This is a genomic window from Paenibacillus sp. MDV22-iso6, assembly GCF_058408365.1.
Map to the genome: position 1 here is coordinate 234,939 of NZ_JBZVDZ010000009.1, position 22,136 is coordinate 257,074.

20 protein-coding genes are annotated in these 22,136 nt (G+C 44.5%); 3 read left to right on the forward strand and 17 right to left on the reverse strand.

The annotated features are described in order from the left end of the window. Positions 1–27 precede the first annotated feature (27 nt). A complete protein-coding gene (locus AC4PM4_RS24765; protein WP_072733338.1) occupies positions 28–765 on the forward strand; it encodes an HAD family hydrolase in 738 nt (245 codons plus the stop codon). Between the two features lie 102 nt (positions 766–867). Here AC4PM4_RS24765 and AC4PM4_RS24770 read toward each other — a convergent pair whose 3' ends face one another. The 4 genes from AC4PM4_RS24770 to AC4PM4_RS24785 form a co-directional block, all read right to left on the reverse strand. Then, positions 868–1,137: a YjfB family protein gene (locus AC4PM4_RS24770; protein ID WP_491614774.1), complete on the reverse strand. Its 270-nt coding sequence runs from the start codon at positions 1,135–1,137 to the stop codon at positions 868–870. A 229-nt stretch (positions 1,138–1,366) separates the two neighbouring features. Further along, on the reverse strand, positions 1,367–1,627 hold the full coding sequence (locus AC4PM4_RS24775; RefSeq protein WP_095205928.1) for a hypothetical protein: 261 nt from the start codon (positions 1,625–1,627) through the stop codon (positions 1,367–1,369). A gap of 33 nt (positions 1,628–1,660) precedes the next feature. Then, a complete protein-coding gene (locus tag AC4PM4_RS24780; RefSeq protein ID WP_090951756.1) occupies positions 1,661–2,521 on the reverse strand; it encodes a Cof-type HAD-IIB family hydrolase in 861 nt (286 codons plus the stop codon). A 100-nt stretch (positions 2,522–2,621) separates the two neighbouring features. Further along, a complete protein-coding gene (locus AC4PM4_RS24785; protein ID WP_491614775.1) occupies positions 2,622–3,110 on the reverse strand; it encodes a GNAT family N-acetyltransferase in 489 nt (162 codons plus the stop codon). A gap of 245 nt (positions 3,111–3,355) precedes the next feature. On the opposite strand from AC4PM4_RS24785, the gene AC4PM4_RS24790 reads away from it, so the two are divergent. After that, entirely contained in the window at positions 3,356–4,516 is a 1,161-nt protein-coding gene (locus AC4PM4_RS24790) for a S8 family peptidase (RefSeq protein ID WP_072733339.1), read from the forward strand. 121 nt (positions 4,517–4,637) lie between these two features. On the opposite strand, the gene AC4PM4_RS24795 is transcribed toward AC4PM4_RS24790, so the two are convergent. The 10 genes from AC4PM4_RS24795 to AC4PM4_RS24840 all read right to left on the reverse strand — a co-directional run bounded on the left by AC4PM4_RS24795 (position 4,638) and on the right by AC4PM4_RS24840 (position 16,798). Then, a complete protein-coding gene (locus AC4PM4_RS24795) occupies positions 4,638–5,036 on the reverse strand; it encodes a RidA family protein (protein WP_491614776.1) in 399 nt (132 codons plus the stop codon). Positions 5,037–5,349: 313 nt separating this feature from the next. After that, positions 5,350–6,792 carry a 6-phospho-beta-glucosidase gene (locus AC4PM4_RS24800; RefSeq protein ID WP_072733341.1) on the reverse strand — a complete coding sequence of 481 codons (1,443 nt, stop codon included), beginning with the start codon at positions 6,790–6,792 and terminating at the stop codon, positions 5,350–5,352. A 34-nt stretch (positions 6,793–6,826) separates the two neighbouring features. Then, positions 6,827–8,737 (reverse strand): beta-glucoside-specific PTS transporter subunit IIABC, encoded by a 1,911-nt coding sequence (locus AC4PM4_RS24805; RefSeq protein ID WP_063563112.1) that lies wholly within the window; start codon positions 8,735–8,737, stop codon positions 6,827–6,829. A gap of 366 nt (positions 8,738–9,103) precedes the next feature. Beyond that, entirely contained in the window at positions 9,104–9,943 is an 840-nt protein-coding gene (gene licT, locus AC4PM4_RS24810) for a BglG family transcription antiterminator LicT (protein ID WP_491614786.1), read from the reverse strand. Between the two features lie 687 nt (positions 9,944–10,630). Beyond that, on the reverse strand, positions 10,631–10,936 hold the full coding sequence (locus AC4PM4_RS24815) for a hypothetical protein (protein WP_063563113.1): 306 nt from the start codon (positions 10,934–10,936) through the stop codon (positions 10,631–10,633). 21 nt (positions 10,937–10,957) lie between these two features. Next, entirely contained in the window at positions 10,958–11,518 is a 561-nt protein-coding gene (locus AC4PM4_RS24820; protein WP_491614777.1) for a DEAD/DEAH box helicase family protein, read from the reverse strand. A 179-nt stretch (positions 11,519–11,697) separates the two neighbouring features. Then, on the reverse strand, positions 11,698–12,786 hold the full coding sequence (locus tag AC4PM4_RS24825) for an acyltransferase (RefSeq protein ID WP_090807274.1): 1,089 nt from the start codon (positions 12,784–12,786) through the stop codon (positions 11,698–11,700). Positions 12,787–12,937: 151 nt separating this feature from the next. Next, a complete protein-coding gene (locus tag AC4PM4_RS24830) occupies positions 12,938–13,465 on the reverse strand; it encodes a GNAT family N-acetyltransferase (protein ID WP_491614778.1) in 528 nt (175 codons plus the stop codon). A gap of 49 nt (positions 13,466–13,514) precedes the next feature. Beyond that, positions 13,515–13,910 (reverse strand): VOC family protein, encoded by a 396-nt coding sequence (locus AC4PM4_RS24835; protein ID WP_079693971.1) that lies wholly within the window; start codon positions 13,908–13,910, stop codon positions 13,515–13,517. Positions 13,911–14,086: 176 nt separating this feature from the next. Continuing rightward, on the reverse strand, positions 14,087–16,798 hold the full coding sequence (locus tag AC4PM4_RS24840) for a family 78 glycoside hydrolase catalytic domain (protein ID WP_491614779.1): 2,712 nt from the start codon (positions 16,796–16,798) through the stop codon (positions 14,087–14,089). 137 nt (positions 16,799–16,935) lie between these two features. On the opposite strand from AC4PM4_RS24840, the gene AC4PM4_RS24845 reads away from it, so the two are divergent. Continuing rightward, on the forward strand, positions 16,936–17,817 hold the full coding sequence (locus AC4PM4_RS24845; RefSeq protein ID WP_491614780.1) for a helix-turn-helix domain-containing protein: 882 nt from the start codon (positions 16,936–16,938) through the stop codon (positions 17,815–17,817). A 31-nt stretch (positions 17,818–17,848) separates the two neighbouring features. Here the strand turns inward: AC4PM4_RS24845 and AC4PM4_RS24850 are convergent, their stop codons facing one another. The 3 genes from AC4PM4_RS24850 to AC4PM4_RS24860 all read right to left on the reverse strand — a co-directional run bounded on the left by AC4PM4_RS24850 (position 17,849) and on the right by AC4PM4_RS24860 (position 22,009). Continuing rightward, on the reverse strand, positions 17,849–18,442 hold the full coding sequence (locus AC4PM4_RS24850; protein ID WP_063563119.1) for a 5' nucleotidase, NT5C type: 594 nt from the start codon (positions 18,440–18,442) through the stop codon (positions 17,849–17,851). A gap of 124 nt (positions 18,443–18,566) precedes the next feature. Continuing rightward, a complete protein-coding gene (locus AC4PM4_RS24855) occupies positions 18,567–20,030 on the reverse strand; it encodes a glycoside hydrolase family 1 protein (protein WP_063563120.1) in 1,464 nt (487 codons plus the stop codon). A gap of 59 nt (positions 20,031–20,089) precedes the next feature. Then, positions 20,090–22,009, reverse strand: coding sequence for a beta-glucoside-specific PTS transporter subunit IIABC (locus tag AC4PM4_RS24860; RefSeq protein ID WP_491614781.1), 1,920 nt, complete (start codon positions 22,007–22,009; stop codon positions 20,090–20,092). Positions 22,010–22,136: the final 127 nt, after the last annotated feature.

Sequence of the window (22,136 nt, forward strand, 5' to 3'; positions counted from 1 at the left end):
TACAGAATCCTGGAGGAGGAATACAACATGGTAGCAAACAAGGAGTTTGACGGGCTGGGAGAGTCGAAGGATGACAGCATTCAGGCGGTCATTTTTGACATGGATGGCGTACTGATTGACAGCGAACCGATTTATTTCGAGATTGAACGCAGCTCTTTTGCCCATTTTGGCGCAAAAATGACGGAGGAAGAACATCACACCTATGTTGGAGTTACGCTGGAATCGATGTGGCGGCAAGTGTTGGACAAGCACCAGTTGACGGCTACCGTGGAAGAAGCCCTCGCCTACCATCAACATAATGTGATGCAGACGATGCTGGCTCACCCGAAGCTGACAGCCATGCCTTCTGTGGAACGCTGGTTAAGCTGGCTGCATGAACAGCACATTCCGATAGCCGTTGCTTCTTCATCTCCACGTGCACTGATCGATCTGATCATGGACAAGACCGGACTTGGAAAATACTTTGAGGTCCGAATGACAGGTGAGGAAGTCACGAACGGCAAACCGGCTCCAGATATTTTCCTGACTACAGCCGAGATGATTGGAGCATCCCCATCGAACTGTCTTGTCATTGAGGATTCGCGCAATGGTGTTCAGGCCGCCAAAAGTGCAGGCATGCGCTGCATCGGATACCGTAATCCGGGATCAGGTGACCAGGACTTATCCAAAGCCGATCTTCAGATTTCCAGTTACGATGAGTTATGGACGCTCAAGGATACACTTCCGTTGGAAGGCAGATCGCCAAGCTTGTCGGAAATAAACTAAGACGAAAATAAATAACCCAAACGGCTTCAATTCAATGGAATTGGAGCCGTTTGGGTTTTGCTTGCTGCAAATTTAACGCGAGAACGCAAACTCAAATATCGTCTAGACCGAAATATCCAGACTTCCACCCAAATTAGGATGAGGAGCCGGAACCGACTTTAACATTTCTGTTAGTTGTTGACCTTGCTGCTCTGCCATGTCTTTCGACATTGACATAACTTGCAAGCTCGCCGACTGCGCCACTGAGACTTGACTCATAGCCATTGATAATGCTGCAATATCCATGTTCTGCACTCCTTTCGTTTTCTGGTCAATAGGCATACCTATTTTATATCGGTCAGGTGGGAGGAAATATGTAATTCTCTCCTTCATGTCCATCAGCTTAACATTCGCCCCACCCTAAATCCCCCCGAAGATGCTATAGCAATACAAAACATCAACCAATACGTATATGTTAAAATCATGGGGGAGGGTTGTTTATGAACGGGAAAAAATTTGTTATCCTTTTATCAGTCATCGCCGGACTTTGCATCGGATTATTTGGTGGATTTATCTACTGGGCCTTGTCCGGAGTCTAGAACATTTCTATGAAAAAGAGTCCCTAACCCAAGTATTTTAATACCCCCTCCGTTTCCTTCGCTCTCAGGGTTACTTTGGCTAATAACTGTTCCGGCTGCTGAAAATCCTCTTTGATCTCTGCCATCATTTCCTTCAACATCTCTTCCAGTTGCGCTAGTGTAGTCTCTTTAGGTAAAGTACGAGTTCTTGCGATCTCATGTTTACGAAACGAATCATCGTACGATGGAACTGTTTCCTGACCGAATGCACTTATTTCTAGCTCAACTTTTATTCCTTCCGACATTGGTTTCACCTCTTCCCACTCGTTTGAAGTTGATTAGGACTCAATCAATCCATATTTCACAAAACTGTGGTACAAGCCATCTTCTTCAATAGTTCCTGTTATATCATCTGCAATGGCTTTGAGACCTGGCTTGGCATTGCCCATCGCAATCCCTACAGCACAATACTCCAGCATCTCCGCATCATTCATGCCATCCCCAATGGCAAGTGTATCTTCACGTGACATACCCAGATGCTCCAATAAATCTGCAATAGCAATGGCTTTATGAATGCCCGGGATCATCAGTTCACCGCTTCCTTCACCGAAGATGGGCACTGTGCACTGAATGACTTCAAATTTGCCTTCGAACTCCTGCTTGATTCGATTGAACGGAATCGTAGAGCTTTCCAGAAAACAAACTTTGTTTACGTCGTCCTTGTATAAATCGGCTTCACCATATGTCAAACCAGCAATAAACGGATGTGGCTTTTGTTCTTTTTTCGCTCTGGCACCGGGATCATTCTCTACATCCCCATAAATGCGACGTTCCAGATGAGATTGAAGATTGGCGCTGGCGTACAAAGCCGAATTGGATTCGAGGTAGAAGTCAATCTGGTGTTCATTGAAAAAATCGACCATATGTCGTACATCTTCTGCCGTTACCCTTTTGTGATACAGCACATCCTGACCGAATTCAACATATCCACCACCAGCACCGATCAGACCGTCAAATCCTACGTCCCAAATAGAATCATAGATTTCCGCCTTCGATCGTCCTGTACATAAATAAAGCAGATGTCCATTTTCACGTGCCTGTTTGCATGCCTGTTGTGCGGAAACCGGAATGTTGCCGTCATCATCTACCAATGTGCCATCAATATCTATAAAAACAATCTTTCGATTCGTTGTACTCATCTCGTATCCCCCATTAAAGTAATCCAAACGCATCACCCTATATTCCCCTTCGGTATCCGCAGTTCGTACATCAAAGTAATCATAGTCATAATCACTTATTTTATAGCAATTTGTCCATATGCACCGTCTGCCAATCATCGTCCTGCTCCACTACAACCACATATCCCTGACGTTTCCAGAAATCCACGGCAACAGGCAAAAAGCGATGTGTATGCAAATACAAGGTTGTGTAGTGCAGCTCTGCCACCACTTTCTCCAGTTCTCTTACGAGGAGTGAACCGATACCGTATCTGCGATATTTAGAATCCACATAACATTTTACAATTTCGGCGGCAGACTGCTCAGGATATTGTCCATTCACAGCTTCGATACGCCCATCATAAGGCAGGATACCGATGGAACCCACGATCTCATTATCTTCCGTGACCGCAACTAGAAAGACAGTAACGGCTGAATCCAGATAATGTTCTTTGAATTGCTCCAGATCTACAGGTAATTCCTCATGATCCAGCATTGGAAATACTTCTTTGCGTACACGCATGGCAAAATCAATTGCATCTTTCATTTGGTGCTCTTGAATAGCTATCACTCTCGGGACCGCCTGAAGCTGTGTCACAAAATCCACATTCCTTATTCTTAGATCCGAGCCCGTTTCAGCTCCGTATACGAACCCAACGAAACGCAAGTTCGCTCTCTGCTTACAATTCTACCGAAATAAACTCTTCCTATCAATCTATCTAAACTCCTAACCAAAATAGCAGAAAGCCCGCGCGATTTGATAGGGTTCGCATACGATAAGGCGTGTCATCAATCAAATTCGAGGGGGAAGAACATATGTGGTTATCGCTTGGAATGTCTGCTGCAGCTCTGCTGGCAATTGGGTTCGTCTATCGTTATGTGGAAGATAAACTTGCCGCCAAAAAGTTTTATCCCCACGCACCCAAGCAGCTGTTAATCAAGTTCAAGGAAGGTACGACAGCTGACGAGATGCACACTCTGCATAAAAAAGCAAAATGCAACGTAGCCGAAACGTATGAAGATCTGGGCTGGTATCGCCTTGAATCAAGAAAGAAAATGCAACGTATGTTAAAACACTACAAGGATCATGTGCTCATTGAGCACGCTGAACCTAACTACTACCTTCAGGCATCGTTTACACCAAATGACCCGTTTTTCCCTTACCAATACAACTTGCAAAAAATCAATGCTCCTGCTGCCTGGGATATTTCCCAAAGTAACAGTTCGGTGAAAATCGCGATCATTGACACTGGTGTGCAGTTAAACCATCCAGAGCTCGCTGGCAAGCTCCTTCCCGGATACGATTACGTTGATTATGATAATATTCCCGAAGACGGTAACGGACACGGTACCCATGTAGCTGGAATTGCGGCTTCTATAACCAATAACGGAGTTGGCATTGCAGGTGTGGCACCACTCGCTTCGATTGTCCCGCTGCGTGTGTTGGATAACAATGGACAAGGTACAACGGGTAACGTCGGAAACGGACTTGTTTATGCAGCCAACAACGGTATTCAAGTCGTTAACCTGAGTCTCGGTGGACCAACGGGAGAAGCCTTTCTTCAGGCTGCCGTGCAATATGCATGGGATCGGGGCGCTGTCATTATCGCGGCAGCAGGTAATGATAATACTTCGTATCCGATTGTACCTGCATCTTATCCCAATGTCATTGCGGTAGCTTCAACCAATCCTTCCGACCTCAAATCGAATTTCTCAAACTACGGATCGTGGGTAGATATGGCTGCACCGGGTGATACCATTCTGTCCACATACCTGGGTGGCTCATATGCCTATCTAAGCGGAACGTCCATGGCCGCTCCCCATGTAGCGGGAGTAGCTGCATTGCTGGCTTCCCGTGGGAAAACTAATGCGCAGATTCGTGATGCCTTATGCTTCGCATCCGATCCCGTATCCGGCTCTGGTGTCTACTGGACATATGGGCGACTGAATGCCTATCAGAGTCTGCAAGTGCCATAACACAATTACATTCACTCCTAATGGCATAGATCATCGCTATTTGCATTTCTCACGAATAAAGAAATCAAAAAAACCATGGGGCTTCATCGAAGCTCCATGGTTTAAAGAAGTTTATTTGGTTCTACACTTTTGCTGCCCATATTTCGATTTCAATTTTAATTTCGGGTAGACCTAACTCCGTAATATATCCAATTGTCATCGCAGGATAATCCTGACTGAATAATTGTCCCCACTCAGCGTATAAGAAATCCCAATCGATTTTCTCCGTCGCCCATACGTTAACTTTGATAATATGGTCAGCATCTAAATGCTCGGATTCGAGTACTGTTTTAATATTATTGAATGTATTCGTGACTTGCTCATTCAGACCGTCCGGAAAGTGTCCGCTACGATCTGCTCCAATTTGACCCGATGTCACGAATAACTCTGCATTCCTCGGAATTCTTGTAATATGCGTGTACTGTCCTACAGGAGCTGGCATATTAGCTGGATTTTTTCTAGTAATTTTGTCGGTTTTCATGTTGATTACCTCGTCATTCTTAAGATTTTTCTGCGATATTCCCTAGTTTTCTTCCTCATTTGGGCACACTTCTCCCTTGGAATAGATTCTAGAAAAAGACAGCAGTGGAGTATCCATATCCCGGAGATATAAACGCAAGTGATTTTTTCTTCATGATTGGATGCTCCTCCCTTCTTAAGTGACAAGATTCTCTTGATCTTTTCATTATATATATGAAACAAATTATGAGTCAAATTCATCCCTCATAAGCAAAGAGCAATCCCGTGTCAACGAGACTGCTCTTTGTAATATTCGAAAGGGACTACACCTGGAGTTAAAAATATTGCGCTCCATTATTGGCAATAACCTCTTTGTACCAATGGAAACTTTTCTTTTTCACTCTGCGAAGTGAGCCGCTTCCATCATTGTTCCGGTCTACATAAATGTAACCGTAACGTTTTTTCATCTCCCCTGTACCCGCGCTGACCAGATCAATCGGTCCCCAGCTCGTGTAACCCAGAAGCTCAACCCCATCCTGAATGGCTTCAGCCATCTCGGCAAAATGACGATTCAGATAATCAATGCGGTAATCGTCTTCAACGATGTCATTGTCTAGTAAAACATCCGTTGCACCAAGCCCATTTTCCACAATAAACAATGGTTTGCCATAGCGATCATACAGCTGGTTACAGGTAATTCGAAGACCCTTCGGATCAATCGTCCAGCCCCATTCGGAAGCTTGAAGATACGGGTTCTTCACTGAACCAAACACATTACCTTCGGTCGAATCCTTCAAAATCTCCGGATCGGTACTTGTACAGCGGCTGGCGTAATAACTGAATCCGATATAATCGACTGTATTCTGCATGAGAATATCTGCATCTTCCGGCTGCATATCAATCACAATTTCGTGTTCTCTGAAGAAACGCTTCGTATACCCAGGATACGCTCCTTTGGACTGAACATCGATAAAGAAGAACGACTCCCGATCCTGCTCCATGGCTTTCCATACATCGTCTGGATTGGAAGTGTACGGATAGACCATGCCTGCTGCTAGCATGCAACCAATCTGTGCACCTGAAATGATCTCGTGACAGGCTTTCACAGCCAAAGCACTAGCAACCAATTCATGATGCGCTGCCTGATAGAGAACCTGCTCTTTATTCTCACCTTCCTGGAGAACAATACCCGCTCCAATGTACGGAAGATGCAGCAGCATATTGATTTCATTAAACGTCATCCAGTATTTCACCTTGTCCTTGTAACGATCGAACAATGTCTTGGCATAAGTCTCAAAGAAACCAATCATCTTACGGTTCTTCCACCCGCCATACGTTTCGACCAGATGTACAGGGACATCAAAGTGACAGATTGTGACCACAGGTTCAATATTGTACTTCAATAATTCGTCGAAGACATCATCGTAAAACTGCAATCCCGCCTCGTTCGGCTCAGCGTCATCGCCATTAGGGAAAATCCGTGCCCATGCTACAGAGAGCCTGAAGCACTTGAATCCCATTTCCGCAAATAGTGCGATATCTTCTTTGTATCGATGATAGAAATCAATCGCTTCATGCGAAGGATAAAACTCGCCATCTTTGGGCTCATATGAATTGAGATTTCCCAAAGCAATCGGGAAGCGATTAGCCCCCGTGGGGATCAGGTCAACCGTAGTTAACCCTTTGCCACCTTCAAGATAGGCTCCTTCAAGCTGGTTCGCGGCCGTTGCTCCTCCCCATAGAAAATTCTCCGGGAAGGCTGTTAATTTTTCATACATTCACGTCTACCTCCTATCCATAATGAACGTTCATTTAACCGAGCACTGTAAGCAATTTGTCTTTCTCTTTCACAGATGCATCCTTCGTGCCTACTACATCCAGATAATTGGACGTGTTCGTAATAATAATCGGTGTAACCGTCTCATATCCGGCATCCTTGATCGCTTGCAGATCAAATTCCATGATCAGATCGCCCACATTAACGCGGTCGCCATCTTTTACATGAGCTGTGAAATGCTGACCTTTCAATTGCACCGTATCCTGTCCGATATGAATCAGCATCTCAACACCATCATCAGTGACAAGTCCAATGGCGTGTTTGGTGCGATATACCGTTTGTACAACACCCATGATTGGAGATACGACTCTGCCGCTGGTTGGACGAATCGCAATCCCTTTACCCATATGCTCTCCTGCAAAGGTAACATCATTGATCTCTTTCAGTTCAACCACTTCACCAGCCATTGGGCTGAAAATTTCATATCTGTTGTTCGGGTTTGGATCAAGTACAGGTGTTGGCGCTGGAACTGCGTCTGCTTTGTCTTTGAAACCAACAACATACGTAAGAACAAAACCAAGGATGAACGCAACCGCTGTAGCTACAAGAGCCATGTAGAACCCGGAATCAACGCCTGTTTTTGAGTTGATGAAGGTCGGATAGCCGAATACGCCAAGTCCGCCAAACATGTACATTTTCGATCCGAATAATCCTAGAATTCCGCCTCCAATACCACCTGCGATACAGCTCATGATAAATGGTTTTTTCAGTGGAAGTGTCACACCATAGATGGCTGGCTCAGTTACACCGAAGATCCCCGAGATGAAAGCTGGAATACTTAATGATTTCAATTTGGCATTCTTGGTTTTTAACATAACGGCGAGTACTGCACCAATTTGGGCAAAGGAAGCGGCGAAAGACATCGCAACCACTGGGTCAGAACCGGACGTACTCAGGTTCAGAAGCATGACAGGTACGAGTCCCCAGTGAAGACCAAACAATACAAACACTTGCCACAAACCGCCAATGACCAAACCTGTAACGAGTGGGCTTAATTCATAGATTCCTGTTGCTCCCGCACCAATCAATTGACCTGCCCATGTGGATATTGGACCAATTACAAGGAATGTTGCAGGAACGATAACCAGCAGTGTGAAGAATGGAACCAGGAACGTACTAACCACTTTAGGAATAACATTTTTGAAGAATTTCTCTATTTTCACTGCAAAGAATGTAGCGATAATGATCGGAATAACTGATGATGAGTAATTCATCAGGATTACAGGAATACCCAAGAACGTAATGTGAATTGGTGATTCAAATAATGTACCTGCGAACAACGTATACAGTGGATCACCCGCAGTCAAACCGGACAGCGTAGGATATACGAGTGTAGCTCCAATCGCCATACCGAGGAACGGTGAGCCGCCAAATTTTTTGATGGCCGTATAACCCAGGAATACCGGGAAGAAGTAGAACAGACAGTCGCCCGTTGCATTCAGCAGATGGTACGTACCTGATGTGTCCGCTATCCATCCGAAGGACAAAAACATGGCTGTAAAACCTTTGATCATCCCCGTCGCAGCCAGCAGTCCAAGCAGCGGAGTGAAGACACCAGAAATCATATCAATAAAGCGACTAAACAAACTCCCCTTGTTACCAGAACTTTCCTGTTCTTCTGGAACCTGGCCCTCAGCAGGCAGATTACCAGCTTTTACAACAGCTTTATATACATCCGGCACTTCATTGCCGATTACGACCTGATATTGTCCACCACTCTGCATGACGGTAATGACACCCGGCAGATTTTTAAGTTCTTCCGTTTTAGCAACGCTTTCATCTTTGAGTTTAAAGCGCAATCTCGTTACGCAATGGAATACACTGTTTACGTTTTTAGCTCCGCCTACACCAGACAAGATGTCTTTGGCCAGTTGATCGTAGTTCATAGTAATTCTCCCTCTCTAAGTAGACTCCCGATGCTTGTGAAACAAAGAAAACCTGAACTACTGAACATACACAACGCACCGAAAAATCCGGAAACAAGTCGTGATATTCAGCAATTCAGGTTTTGCCCTTAACGGTTGCAACCCTGTAAGGCTGTACACAGCGATATTCAGTTGTAGCATTAACAACTTCATCTTAAAGTAAGTTGCAACCCATCTTTACGGACCCAGAGTGGTCGGAAGTATCGGAATTGCCTGATTGAACAGTTACAATCCGATTGATGTATGCGCTTACTTTATGGATTCATAATATAATAACTTCTAATCTTTTGCAAGCGTTTTTTTAAGAATCTTTATTTTGTAATATCGTTACTCTGAAGTGGCATGCACCACACGCTCAATATGAATGGTTAAATACATCATTTCTTCGTTAGTCAGTTGATACGTGTAGTTATTTTCAATGAATTTTCTAATCTTCTCCGAGCACTTGTGCGCTTCAGGATACTTTTTCTGAATCATCTCGAATAACTCATCGTCTTTGTTGCTCTTATAATGCTTGCCTTTTACCAGCCGTTGGGCGAAAAACTTCAGATGAGTCACAAATCGATAATAATTCAATGAGTTCTCGTCAAAGTCCATTTTGAAATGATATTTGATGATCGTCAAAATCTCCTGCATGACCTGAGTCATGCTTCGGATGTTAGGCATCTCTTCGTTAAGTGCTGCATTTACAAAATGAAGTGCCATAAACCCCGCCTCATCTTCCGGCAAAAGCACACCAAACTGATCACAAATCATATTTAACGCTTCCAGCCCTACCTCATATTCGTCCTTGTAGAGTTGCTTGGTCTCCCACAGCAGTCCATTACGGATGGGCAGATTGTTACGATAACGTTCAATGGCAAAATGAATATGATCCGTCAGATGCAGATAGATACTCTCGTTTAGCTTTTTCCCAAGCTTCAGCTTGGCATAGGCAATAATCTCTTCAGACACTTTCATGTATTCCAGTGGTATGCTCGCGATTAATGCCTTGAAATTTTCCTGAATATTTTCATTCTGTAAAGTAAATATCTTATCAATATGCTGCTCCGACACCTCATCGCCGGCTCGCTTCTGAAAAGCAATTCCCCGGCCAATAACGATGACTTCACGTTCATCTTTAATCGCAACTACAGCATTATTGTTTAACACCTTCTCGATCTTCACTTTATCCACTCCAATATACAGAAAAAGGCAAACCGTGCCTTCCATGAGGTCACTGGCCTTGCCCATTTCACTTCAATGTTAACTATATGTGCGTTCATGGTATTACATTTTTCTACATTGTGCAACAAAAAAATCGATGATGCTTTCCACCTAAAAAAACACTTTCTGAAGGCATAAATGAATCTGTTTATCTGCTTTGTATTTTTTTCTATTTACGAATAATCATTCTGTATCTATCTACCTTCCCATTATAAGCACTCCCTTAGCATGACGCCTTATCCAGGGAATTATACTTGCACCCAGAGCTCCAGATCCAGAATTTCAATACCTGTCTGTATTAGATCTGTATCATTCAGCCTACTCCTCGCCTTCCACTTCGTCCATTAATAAACCAAAATTTATAGATACGTTCATGAACATTTTCGCGCCAGTTCAGATAAAAAGTGCTTGCACTTATTCACTATATTTTGGCTAATATGCTTCTTGAAATTCTGTTGAATTCGGATCATAAATAAACAAAAAAGCCCTCCTTAGAGGAGGACTTAATGTGTCCGAATGATGAAAAATTGCATACAAAAAAAATTAATTATCATTATTTCGTCACGCTTTTCTCACTTTTTTGCAGACATATATCATCTCTCGAATCCATTGGCACTCTATTTCTTCATTTTTCGTGTAATCGGTTCATCATGATTTATTCTTTTTGCTTTCCTTCTCCAGTTCTGCTTCGATTCTTCGATTAATGATCTTCAACTGGTCCGAATCCAAGTGTTCGATATCCGTTAACTGTTTATCGATCTGGTACTCTTCCGCTTCGCCCTTGTGCATCAATCCTAGATGATGCTTGATGGATCGAATATCCTCGCGCATACTCATGGTCTGACGATAATTGTCTGCAACAAGTGCAAATATAATCGCGCCTGCCAGAATCGTACCATATGGCATCAGAAGACACAGAACAAATCCTACTATTAAAGCCAAAATGATATACATGCTTTTCCCCTCCACTTTCAATTACAGTTTGAATCGTTCTTGGATTAGCTGTGCCACGTCTTTCGGGCTCTTGTCAGTGTTATTAATCCGAATATAATGCTCATGCGTAATTTCTCCAGGCTCGGAGTTCAATCGATATTTCTCCATACTCGAAAGCAGATCCTGCTCTGACCATTCGACATTACGCTTCGTTGCTTTGTGCAGCAGCCGATATGGGCTCTTGTTACGCTCCAATCGTTCCGCCAGATCAGCCTCCAGTTCAACATAACATACCTCTGCACCTCTGGACTCAAACAACGCACAGACTTTGCGAATGTACTCCCAATCCTCTTTCATATCGAATGCCCACACAAATGTAAAAATCAAACTGGGCAGCTCGCTCTTCGCCACTTCTTCAAAAATCTCCTGACGGAACAGATTAACAAGTCTCTTTCCTTGAGGTGTACCATAACTGAAATAAGGTGACACCAATTCAATCGTCATATGATTGTGAAACAATTTCAGATCGGTGATCTTCTCCAATTCCTGACCCACCGTCATTTTCCCTACAGCCTGTGGACCAAAAATAATGATGAACTTCATTCCACCACTCCTGACATTAACAACATGTATTCCATTACTTGAATTTTATGGACATTAGTCCATAATAACGCCTCTTCGACAAATAAAAAAGAGATATCAAGTCACCCGCTGAATGTTCAGGGCTTGAAATCTCTTTTTCGGTTTTACTTTATATTCATCGTTACACAGTCTGCCAAACGTTAACGTCCGATCAGGACCCATCCCCACTTCATTCGACGAAGTCCCATGGCAATAATCCATGAGAGCAAAATCGCCACAACATAAGACAGCATAATACCAAGACTGAAGTGTGGGGCGAGTTCCACGGTGAGTTCTCTTCTCCAGAACAAGAGCACTAATGGGTGTATTAAGAATACACCAAACGCCACCGTACCCAAAGAGTTCAGAATGCGAGTTGTCCGATTAGATCCATTCTGTTTCCATGCACCTATTCGTTCACATACGATCAGTAAGAGTAAGCAGGCTGAGAGAGTAAACAGATTACGGAATAGAAATAGCAACGTATAGGTTAGCGCCGGAGTTGCGGCGAAAGCCGTTTTTATATAAGTATTACCGTAAATAAACACTGCTCCTCCGCTCAACAATGCAGCAATCAGCACATAACGGTACGAGAACAATTTCTTCAAAGCCGCATCGAAGTTCAACCCAATCCATGCACCGAATCCAATAACAATTAGGTAACTGGGCAGCAAACTCCCCATCCGTGAGAAATGAAACTGCAAATGCAACGCGTAAAAAACAGCCTGCGTAGCAATAAAGAACAAAGGTAAATATCGATTAAACAAACGATAACGTGTTAACGATAGAAGTAGTGGAAACACCACATAAAATTGCAAAATAATCAGAAAAAAATATAAATGCGTGTGTGCAGTACCGGTTAACAATTGCTCCGAGAACTGCTTCACATGTGCCAGAGGTTCTTTGCCTGCTAGCCATTGTTTGACGATAAAATAAATGAGTGACCAGGCCAGATAAGGCACAAAAACATAAAATAATCGCTTTTTATAAAAAGCGGGCATCCAGCCCTTTTCCTTTATCTTGGAGCTGTAATTGTAGAACAACACCAATGAGGACAGAAACAGGAATGCAGGTACGGCGAATTGCAGAAAGCTGTTCCAAAAATAATAAAAGTTATGATCCAACGTGTGCTTGGGATAATGTGCAACTGCTGTTGAAGTCGCATGAATGGCGACCACTGCCATAATTGCAAAAGCACGATAGAGATCCAGATACTCAATACGCCGGGGCCGATTAACCGGTTGATTCATAATAAAACCTCACTTATGCCTGATAGGATGATAGTTTCCGGCCGCAATCCAGATTCTAACCTTTATTTTAATCAGCAGACGTGGGTATTACAATCATGATCTATATTATTTTTGTTAAATTACAACAAGATTCAGCATTATTCGACATTAGCTATTTACCTATCCAGAACCGCTCAACGATATTCCCGTCAGGTTCTACATAGTCTTGATCCTGGATGCCCCCGTTACGAAGAATAACTCTTCTGGATGCCTCATTATGTGCGTCACATACGACTAATACTTTGGGAATCCCAAGATCTTTGGTAATTTCCAAGGAAAGCTTGAGGATCTCTGCACCGTATCCGTTTTGCCTCTCGCCTGGACGAATTCCATAACCAATATGCCCTCCGCTATGGAACAGCTTCTCATTCAATTCATGTCGTATATTTACGGCTCCAACAACTTGATCACTCTCCGTCACGAGCCAGTATGTACTGTCCCTAACCCAGCCCTCAGGAATATCGATGCCTTGTTCACTGCGTTCCAAAAAAGCTAACATCTCTTCAAAAGGATAGGGCTCTTTCGAAATGACCCACGGTACCATTGATTCTCCGCTTGCAACCCAGTCTTCATAAAATGCTGCATACGTTTCTTTATATTCAGCTGAAGGTTTGACTAGTCTAACTTTCTCTTTGCTCATTCTAAATACGTCCTCCTTACTCATAATGATATTGCTATGCTCCTTCACCCTAATATACTAATTCACAGTCATGATGCTCCCAGACGTCGAACAGATTACCGTCCAGATCCTCGAATGTAAAGAACTTTCCGTATTTGCCCTCATCACTAACTTTGCCAACACGAACTTGACTAGCAGTGAGTTCAGTATGGAGTTTAACGATATCGTCTGTAAAAAAGGTGATGACCCATCTCTTCTTCTGCTTCACTTGAAATACGGCTCTGGATTCATGATCACTTTCAATCAGATCGAGAATTGGTCTATTGTCTCTAAAGAGGCTGATATAGCCTTCTCTTGGCTGTCTAATATTAAATCCAAAATGGTTCACGAACCATGCTGCTGACTGCTCTACATTTGTTACAGGAATGACATTGTAGGCAATACCTAGAATTTTTCCAGTCGTCAACTTTATCTTTCTCCCTTCATTGCATTAATATTGTGGTCCTCGTATCAAAATGAAGAAAAATTTCTCTGTCCAAGTAAAAAAAAGAGAACCTGCGTGTGCAGATCCTCTACTCGGTCCAGCTTTCGCTATTATATTAGTTCACGATCCTGCTTGCTTATTCCTCTAATGCACACCAGTTATACTGATTCCACCTGTTGTGCGTGCACTTCCTGATCTGCTTTAATTACCTTGTATGTGAATTGATAGCTTCCTGATCCCAGAGCAATTCGTACATCTGATCCCTGCGTTTGAATTTCGTGAATGTCCGCTACTTGGTCCACAGCTTTTCCGTTCTCCAGAACTGTCTGTACATCTGCTCCAGGAAGAAGGAGCGTGCCTGTCGTATTGGCAGGAATGGTCACACGAACCTCCATCTCGTTATTATCGCGGCGATACCAGTTGGATGTGACAGAACCGTACATGGTCTCGAAACTCGCTTCGACCCACTCCAGTCCTGGTCCTGGTTTGGGCTCGATGTGTACGATGCGGAACCCGGGCTGTTGCTCATCTGTGTTAATTCCGGCAACATAACGATATAACCACTCCCCTATGGCGCCGTATGCATAATGGTTGAAGGAATTCATGTCTGCACTCCACAGACTGCCATCCTCCCTGATTCCGTCCCAATGCTCCCAAACCGTAGTTGCACCTTGTGTCACTTGATATAACCAGGATGGATAGTCTTCCTGAAAGAGCAGCGTATAGGCCAGATCATGATTTCCCGTATCACTCAATACCGGATTCAGATAAGGTGTTCCAACAAATCCGGTGGTTAAGTGGTTTCCAGCGTCCGCAACCAGTTTTCCCAACTGATCAATGGTACGTTTCCGAGCTGCAGAATCCAATAGGTCAAAATGCAAAGCAAGTACATGGGCAGTCTGAGTGGGAACTGCAAGTTTGCCCGCAGGTGTCACAAATTCATCTTGAAAGGCAGCAGCAATGTTGTCATGCAGATTATCAAAATAAGTTACATCTTCCGCTTGCCCTAACACCTCAGCCGCCTTCCGTGTTAGAGAAACAGAATAGGCGTAGAATGCAGTTGCTACGAAATCCTTATCTGTAGCCCCAATATAGCTGTCCGGCTTGGAATCCAGCCCGAGCCAATCCCCGAAGTGGAAGCCAGTATTCCACAAGTAAGGATTCTCTCCTTGAGCATGAATGTAATTAATCCAGCGCTTCATGCTGTCATATTGCTCGGCCAACAGCCTGACATCACCGTACATCTCGTAGATCGTCCATGGACAGATCACCGCGGCATCCCCCCAGGCAGCGGAAGAATGATTCGTATCCCCCCATCCGTTTGACGTGGAACTTCTCAAATCAGGAACGTAGAAAGGAATGCCTCCATCCTCCCCCTGATCCGCCTGCAGATCCCTCAGCCATTTGGTGAAAAAAGGCGCCGTATTCATCAGGTATGAGGATGTTCGTATAAACATCTGCGCGTCTCCCGTCCAGCCCAGCCGCTCATCACGCTGCGGACAATCTGTCGGTACGTCAACGAAATTCCCTTTTTGCCCCCACAATATATTGTGATGAAGCTGATTCACGAGTGGACTGGAGCTTTTGAAATCACCGGTTCGCTCCATATTGGAATGCATAACTACACCTGTGAAATCCTCGAGCCGAATCTCGTCTGGGAATCCAATCAACTTCACATAACGGAATCCCTGAAATGTGAAACGTGGCTCGTACGTCTCCACTCCACCGCCTTTTAGGGTATAACGAATGCACTGCGTTGCACCACGCAGGTTGTCAGTGTAGAAATTACCCTGATGATCCAATATCTCGGCATGTAGCAACTCAACCGTATGCCCCGTTTCACCCTGAATTCTGAATCTCACCCAACCGACCATATTCTGTCCCATATCCAGCACACGTTCTCCCAGTGGAGTTGTAAGCAAGGCGATAGGTTTAATTTGCTCTATTGGCGTTACGGGAACGTTCTCTTGTGCAATAATAATCTCCTTCGAGTAATCCAGCACACGTACTGGCGACCATTGGACTGAAGATGAATCCTGCCAATCAGATTCCATACGTGCATCATACGTTTCACCCATATAAATGTCCGAGCTGCGAATGGCGCTGGGGGAACTCTTCCAGTTTCGATTCGAAATAATATGTTCTTCTGAACCATCGGTATAATGAATATGAAGTTCCAGCAGCAAGCCTGCGTTCGTACCGTATATCTCCTGCTTTTTCTCCCATCCCAAATGTCCTTTGTACCAGCCATCTCCCAGATAAGCACCGAGTATATTCTGTCCATTCTGAAGCTGATCGGTAACATCATAAACCTGATATTGCAACCGCTTACTATAACTGGTCCAGCCCGGGGTGAAGTACGCTTCGCCCACTCGCTGATTATTCAGATGAAGTTCGTACAATCCAAGTGCAGTCACATATATTCTTGCCGAAGCTACAGGCTTTTTCAATTCAAACGAGGTACGCAGTCGTGGGCAAGACTCATCCTGCTGAGAGGAAGGATCGACTGTGATCCACTCCGCCTGCCAGGCATCTTCACTACCCATGAATCCCGTCTCGAAATACGCTGTCTCCGACCAGTCTGATTCATCTCCTGCACGTTCCCAGGCACGAATGCGATAATAGTAGCGGGTTCGTGCTTCGGGCACCCAGTGCTCCAGTTCAACATGAATGGACTGATCAGAGCTTTTTTTGCCGGAATCCCACTCCATCTGAGCAAAATCTTCCGTCCGTGACAACTGAATTTGATAATCTGACTGTACACAATTTCTGTGATCGGATTGCAAATGCCAGCTTAATCTGGGTGACGTGATATCTAGTCCAATCGGATTTACTCTATACTCACAACGCAGATGACTTATGGTCAACATCAGAGAAACATCCCTTTCCATCGTGGTTTCCAATTCAAGGTTACGATATAATTATATCGATTCTGTGATCGGAAATACCCGGTAATGAGGACAGTTTAACCCGGTAATCTGGTCATTCCAACTAAGGAGGCTATTCCGTGAATCCAACCATTCAGCTGTTCAAGAGTGAATCCTTTTTCCAGAATAATCTGAAGCTGTTCGTGAACCGATGTTCCGAGGATTTTATGGTTCCCTTTCACGCACACGAGTTTGTTGAGTATAGTTATGTGGCAGAAGGAAAGGGCTTTCATCACATTGGTGACGATATTATTCCGGTACACAAAGGGATGTTATTTGTCATTCCAGTCGGCGTTCCTCATGTATTCCGCCCAGCTACTGCGAATGTATCAGAGCATCCACTCATTATCTATAACTGTCTGTTCAATTCCGAACTGATCCACACCCTGTCCATTATTATTCAGGAGCAGGAGATTCGAAACCATCTGACAGACCTGGAAAAGAATCGGGTTCCTTATGTATCCATCACAGATTACAGCCAACGGATGGAAGAATTAATGGTAAAACTGTACCGCGAATCTGCCGTTCCGGGAATCGGCTCTTCCACGATCCTGTATACGCTTGTTAGCCAACTCGTCGTGACGACTTACAGACAGATCCATCAAGCTACCTGCAAAGAGAAGGAAAATGCGACTGATATGGAACATATCCTTCATTACCTGGACCAACATGTTAACGAACGAATCCGTCTAAGCGAACTGGTGAGTATTTCTGGTTGGAGCGAAAGACATATTAGGCGCATGTTCGTGACCCATACCGGGCGGACATTTGGTGCTTATCTACAACATTTGCGCATACAAAAAAGCTGTGAATTGCTGAAGAATTCACAACATAAAGTCAGTTTAATTGCTGAACTTGTAGGTTACCGGGATGTAGATTCATTTTACGCTGTCTTTAAACGAATTACGGGAGAAACCCCGCAGAGCTATCGCAGGAACTTCAGAACTGAACCATTGAATTAAGTGTTCCTGCCTTCCGTTCCTTTTCCAGGAATCATCTCTGTAGCGAATCAAGCTTGCTATCTGCATGTTCTGTTTCAAGCAGACGATCTACATAAGCCTTTGCACCTTTCCAAGAGGTCATTAACGGAAACTGATGCTGCTCCCGTTCGTTTATATTCCAAGGATGAGGGATACAGATGACTTTTTTTCCGTCATTCATCGCGGGTATCAGATTATGTGCTCCATCATCAATTAACAGATCGAAGTTAATCAAGTTTTTCCGTTTACAGGTTATAAACTGTTCTGGAGATATGTATGGCATGTGCTTCTGAAGCCAATTCCACTTCTCCACAACCGTTTTGGGCTCAGCCGCCGTTAGGATTAGCAGATCATAGGCTTGATGGAGCTTTTCCACCTCTTCTACTACATATTCATCGTAAATCTCCAGTTCCTCAAACAGCCCTGGCCGACCGTAAAATACATCATGTGTACATTCCGGATGGCGCATATGGGATGTGTCCCAATGTATCATATCCTCATATCGCAGCGGATGGGTTGGGAAGTTGATGTTGTTATGATAGATGGCTCGCTTGACCAGATGACATATGGTGTCATCCATATCTACAGCAATAATAGGTTTCTTCATCTTTATCCCCTCCAATAGGATCACAGTATATCATCATCGTTGTAACAGCGCTATCCTTTTTGAGCTCAAAATAAAAAGCGGCCCCTGCGCCGCAATAACTGCTGCGCAAGGACTGCCCCCGAAATCAACCCAAATCTTCGCCATTCGTAGCGATGACGTTCTGATACCAACCAAAGCTCTTTTTCTTATAGCGATTCAATGTGCCTTGTCCGTTGTCGTCCTGATCGACGTAGATTACGCCATAACGCTTGGACATTTCCGAAGTGGACGCACTGATGATATCAATCGCACCCCAGTTGGTATAACCCATAAGGTCTACCCCATCCATGACTGCTTCTTTCATTTGTGTAATATGTTTTCTCAGATAATCTATCCGATAATCATCATTAATGGAACCATCGGCCTCTACGGTATCCTTGGCCCCAAGTCCGTTTTCCACGACAAACAATGGCAATTGATAACGATCATACAGCTCTTTTAGCGCCACACGAAGTCCGATCGGATCAAGCTGCCAGCCCCATTCTGTACGCTCCAGGTTCGGGTTCTTAATCGTGCTGTACAGGTTGCCTCCAGTTACCCCATATTCCTCCGGATTCACTGCGGATACCAGCGATGTGTAATAGCTGAACGAGATGAAATCAACCGTATGCTCTTTCATGATCGCTTCGTCTCCTGCTTCCATCGCAATGGAAATGTCATGTTCAGCCCAATAACGAGCCATAAAGGTTGGATAACTTCCTCGCACTTGTACATCAGTATGCAGCAGGTTCAGCTGATTATCGATCTGAGCTTGCAATACATCCTCCGGCTTCGACGTGGCCGGGTAGTGAATCATGCGCGCAAGCATACAGCCAATCTGGAAGTCCGGGTTAATCTGACGCGCCTTCTGCGTTACCAGACTGCTGGCAACAAACTGATGGTGAAGTGCTTGATAGGAAGCTTGCATCACATTATCGACACGATCTTCAATGATGCCTCCACCCGTGAATGGCTCAATAATGGTTGTGTTGATCTCATTAAACGTCAGCCAGTATTTCACCTTGTCTTTGTAGCGATTCATTACGGTCTCGGCGTATCTTACAAAATGTCCGATAACTTCCCGACCTGCCCAGCCGTTGTACTTCAATACCAATGACATCGGCATTTCATAGTGAGAGAGCGTCACGAGAGGTTCGATATTGTGTTTACGCAATTCGTCGAATACTTCATCATAGAAACGCAATCCTTCTTCATTCGGCTCTGCGTCGTACCCGTTCGGGAAAATACGCGGCCAGTTGATGGAAAGACGGAATGTCTTGAAGCCCAGCTCGGCGAATAACGCAATGTCCTCTTTGAAGCGGTGATAGAAATCAATACCGTAACGCTTCGGGTATCCCTTCGCACTGTGGTGAGCCATCGCTTTCTCAACCGTTGCACTGGTCACGTGCATCAGTTCTCTAAGGTTGGTGTAATCCTTTTTCTCAAAATAAGGAACCATATCCGCTGTGGACCAACCTTTGCCCCCTGCATCAAATCCACCTTCAGCCTGGTTGGCAGCAATTGCGCCGCCCCACAAAAAACCTTCTGGAAACCCTTGTCGATTGATCATGCGTATCTCTCCTCTTCTTATTGATGTCGTCTATTTCTTCTTAAGTTCGTCTTTAGACTTTAAATTTCAGCTTTCAATACTTCTTCACCGATTGTAATTGCACCCAATTTCACAGGCAGAACCTGCTTGTAATCTGCTGTATTCGTAACGACCATCGCCGTTGTAATGTCATATTCCTTGGAGATTTGATCAAGTTCAAACGTGAGTAACTTATCTCCGGCCTGTACACGTGCTCCCGTAGCGACATGGGCCTCAAAATACTGACCGCGCAGTTTCACAGTGTTGATCCCCACATGGATCAGAAGTTCCATTCCGTTATCACTGCGGACCACGATCGCATGTTTCGTTTTGAACACATTCATGATGGTACCTGTAACTGGTGACACCAGTTCGCCAACCGTTGGAACAAATGCCACACCTTTACCCATCAATTCATCGCCAAACGTTGGATCATTAACTTCTTTGAGTGCAATCGCTTTACCCGTCATCGGTGCAATGGCTACCGCATCACTTGTTGGTGTCGGAGCACCCATATCGTCCACGTTCACAGTTGCAGCATTGTTGGAAGATGCTGCCGCTGGTGTCGTAGAAGCGCCTGGTGAGAATTGAGCCAATGCCTCGGCATCGCCCTCTTCTTCCTTGATCCCGAACACAGTTGACATAATTGCACCCACGACAAAGGCAAGAATCATACCGCCAAAGGAGTACCAGAAGGTTTGTCCGATCAGGGATGGCAGACCCGGGAGACCACCGTTACCTGCAAGCACATAAGCTTTGGCTCCAAAAGCAAGCGCGAATCCGCCACCCACTGCACTACCAATCATCGCAGCGGCAAACGGTTTTTTATATTTCATGTTTACGCCGTACATGGCTGGCTCGGTTACACCCATCAGAGCTGTGAAGCTGGTGGACAATGCAACGGTTTTAAGCTTTTTGTCTTTTGCACGGAAGAATACGCCTAACGTCGCTCCTGCCTGTCCCATATTGGAGATGAACGTCAGTGGCAAGAATTTATCGAAGCCTAATGTAGCAATATTGCTCAGGATGATCGGTACGAGCGCATAGTGCATACCTGTCATAATAATGAGCGCCATCGCGCCGCCCAGAACAATCCCTGCAATTAATCCGCCTTCGTTCAGCAGCCAGTTAATACCACCGGACAAGCCGCTACCTACAAATGTTCCCAGTGGACCGATCGCAATCAGTGTTACCGGAACCATAACAAGCAAGGTAATCAGTGGCACAAGCAGCAACTTCAATGCTGCTGGAATAACGCGGTCAACCCATTTCTCAACATAAGACATCAGCCATACGGCAAGCAAAATCGGAATAACCGATGAGGCATAGCTGACAGCCGTTACCGGAATACCAATAAACGCAACCGATTCACCGCTGGATAGCAATGCGCCCATATCGGGATACATCAGCGCAGTACTTAGCGCAATGGCTACAAACGGATTACTGCCGAATTTACGAGCAGCACTAACTGCGATTAGCAGCGGAAGGAAGTAGAATACGCCATCCCCAATGGCGGAAAGGATACGGTACGTGTCAGTGCCTGCTGACATCCACTCCAGGGATACGAATAATGCAAGCAATCCCTTGAGCATACCCGCAGCTGTAATCGCTGGAAGCATTGGTGCAAAGACACCCGCAATCGTCTCAAAAATATTAAGAATTACATTTTTACTTTTTTCCGGTTTAGGCTGTTTATTTTCTGTACTTTGCTGTATTGCCGGATGTTCCTTCACCATAGCATCAAATACTTTGGACACATCATTCCCGATAATCACCTGGAATTGATCTCCTGAGATATTTGTTCCCATGACTTTATCCAGTTTCTTAAGTGAATTATTATCCACTTTATCGTTATTTTTCAGATCAAATCTCAGTCGTGTGACGCAATGATACACTGAGTTGATATTGTTTGTTCCCCCAACGGCTTTGATGATTTCCTGTGCCGTTTCCTGATGTTTCATGATCATTTCCTCCTCATTTTTCCAATAAAAAATACCCGAACAAATAGCCACGTCTTCTACGTGCCATTCATTCGGGTATTGCCTGACTGAACAGTAACAAGCCCATTTGATATTTAGTTAGGTTCTG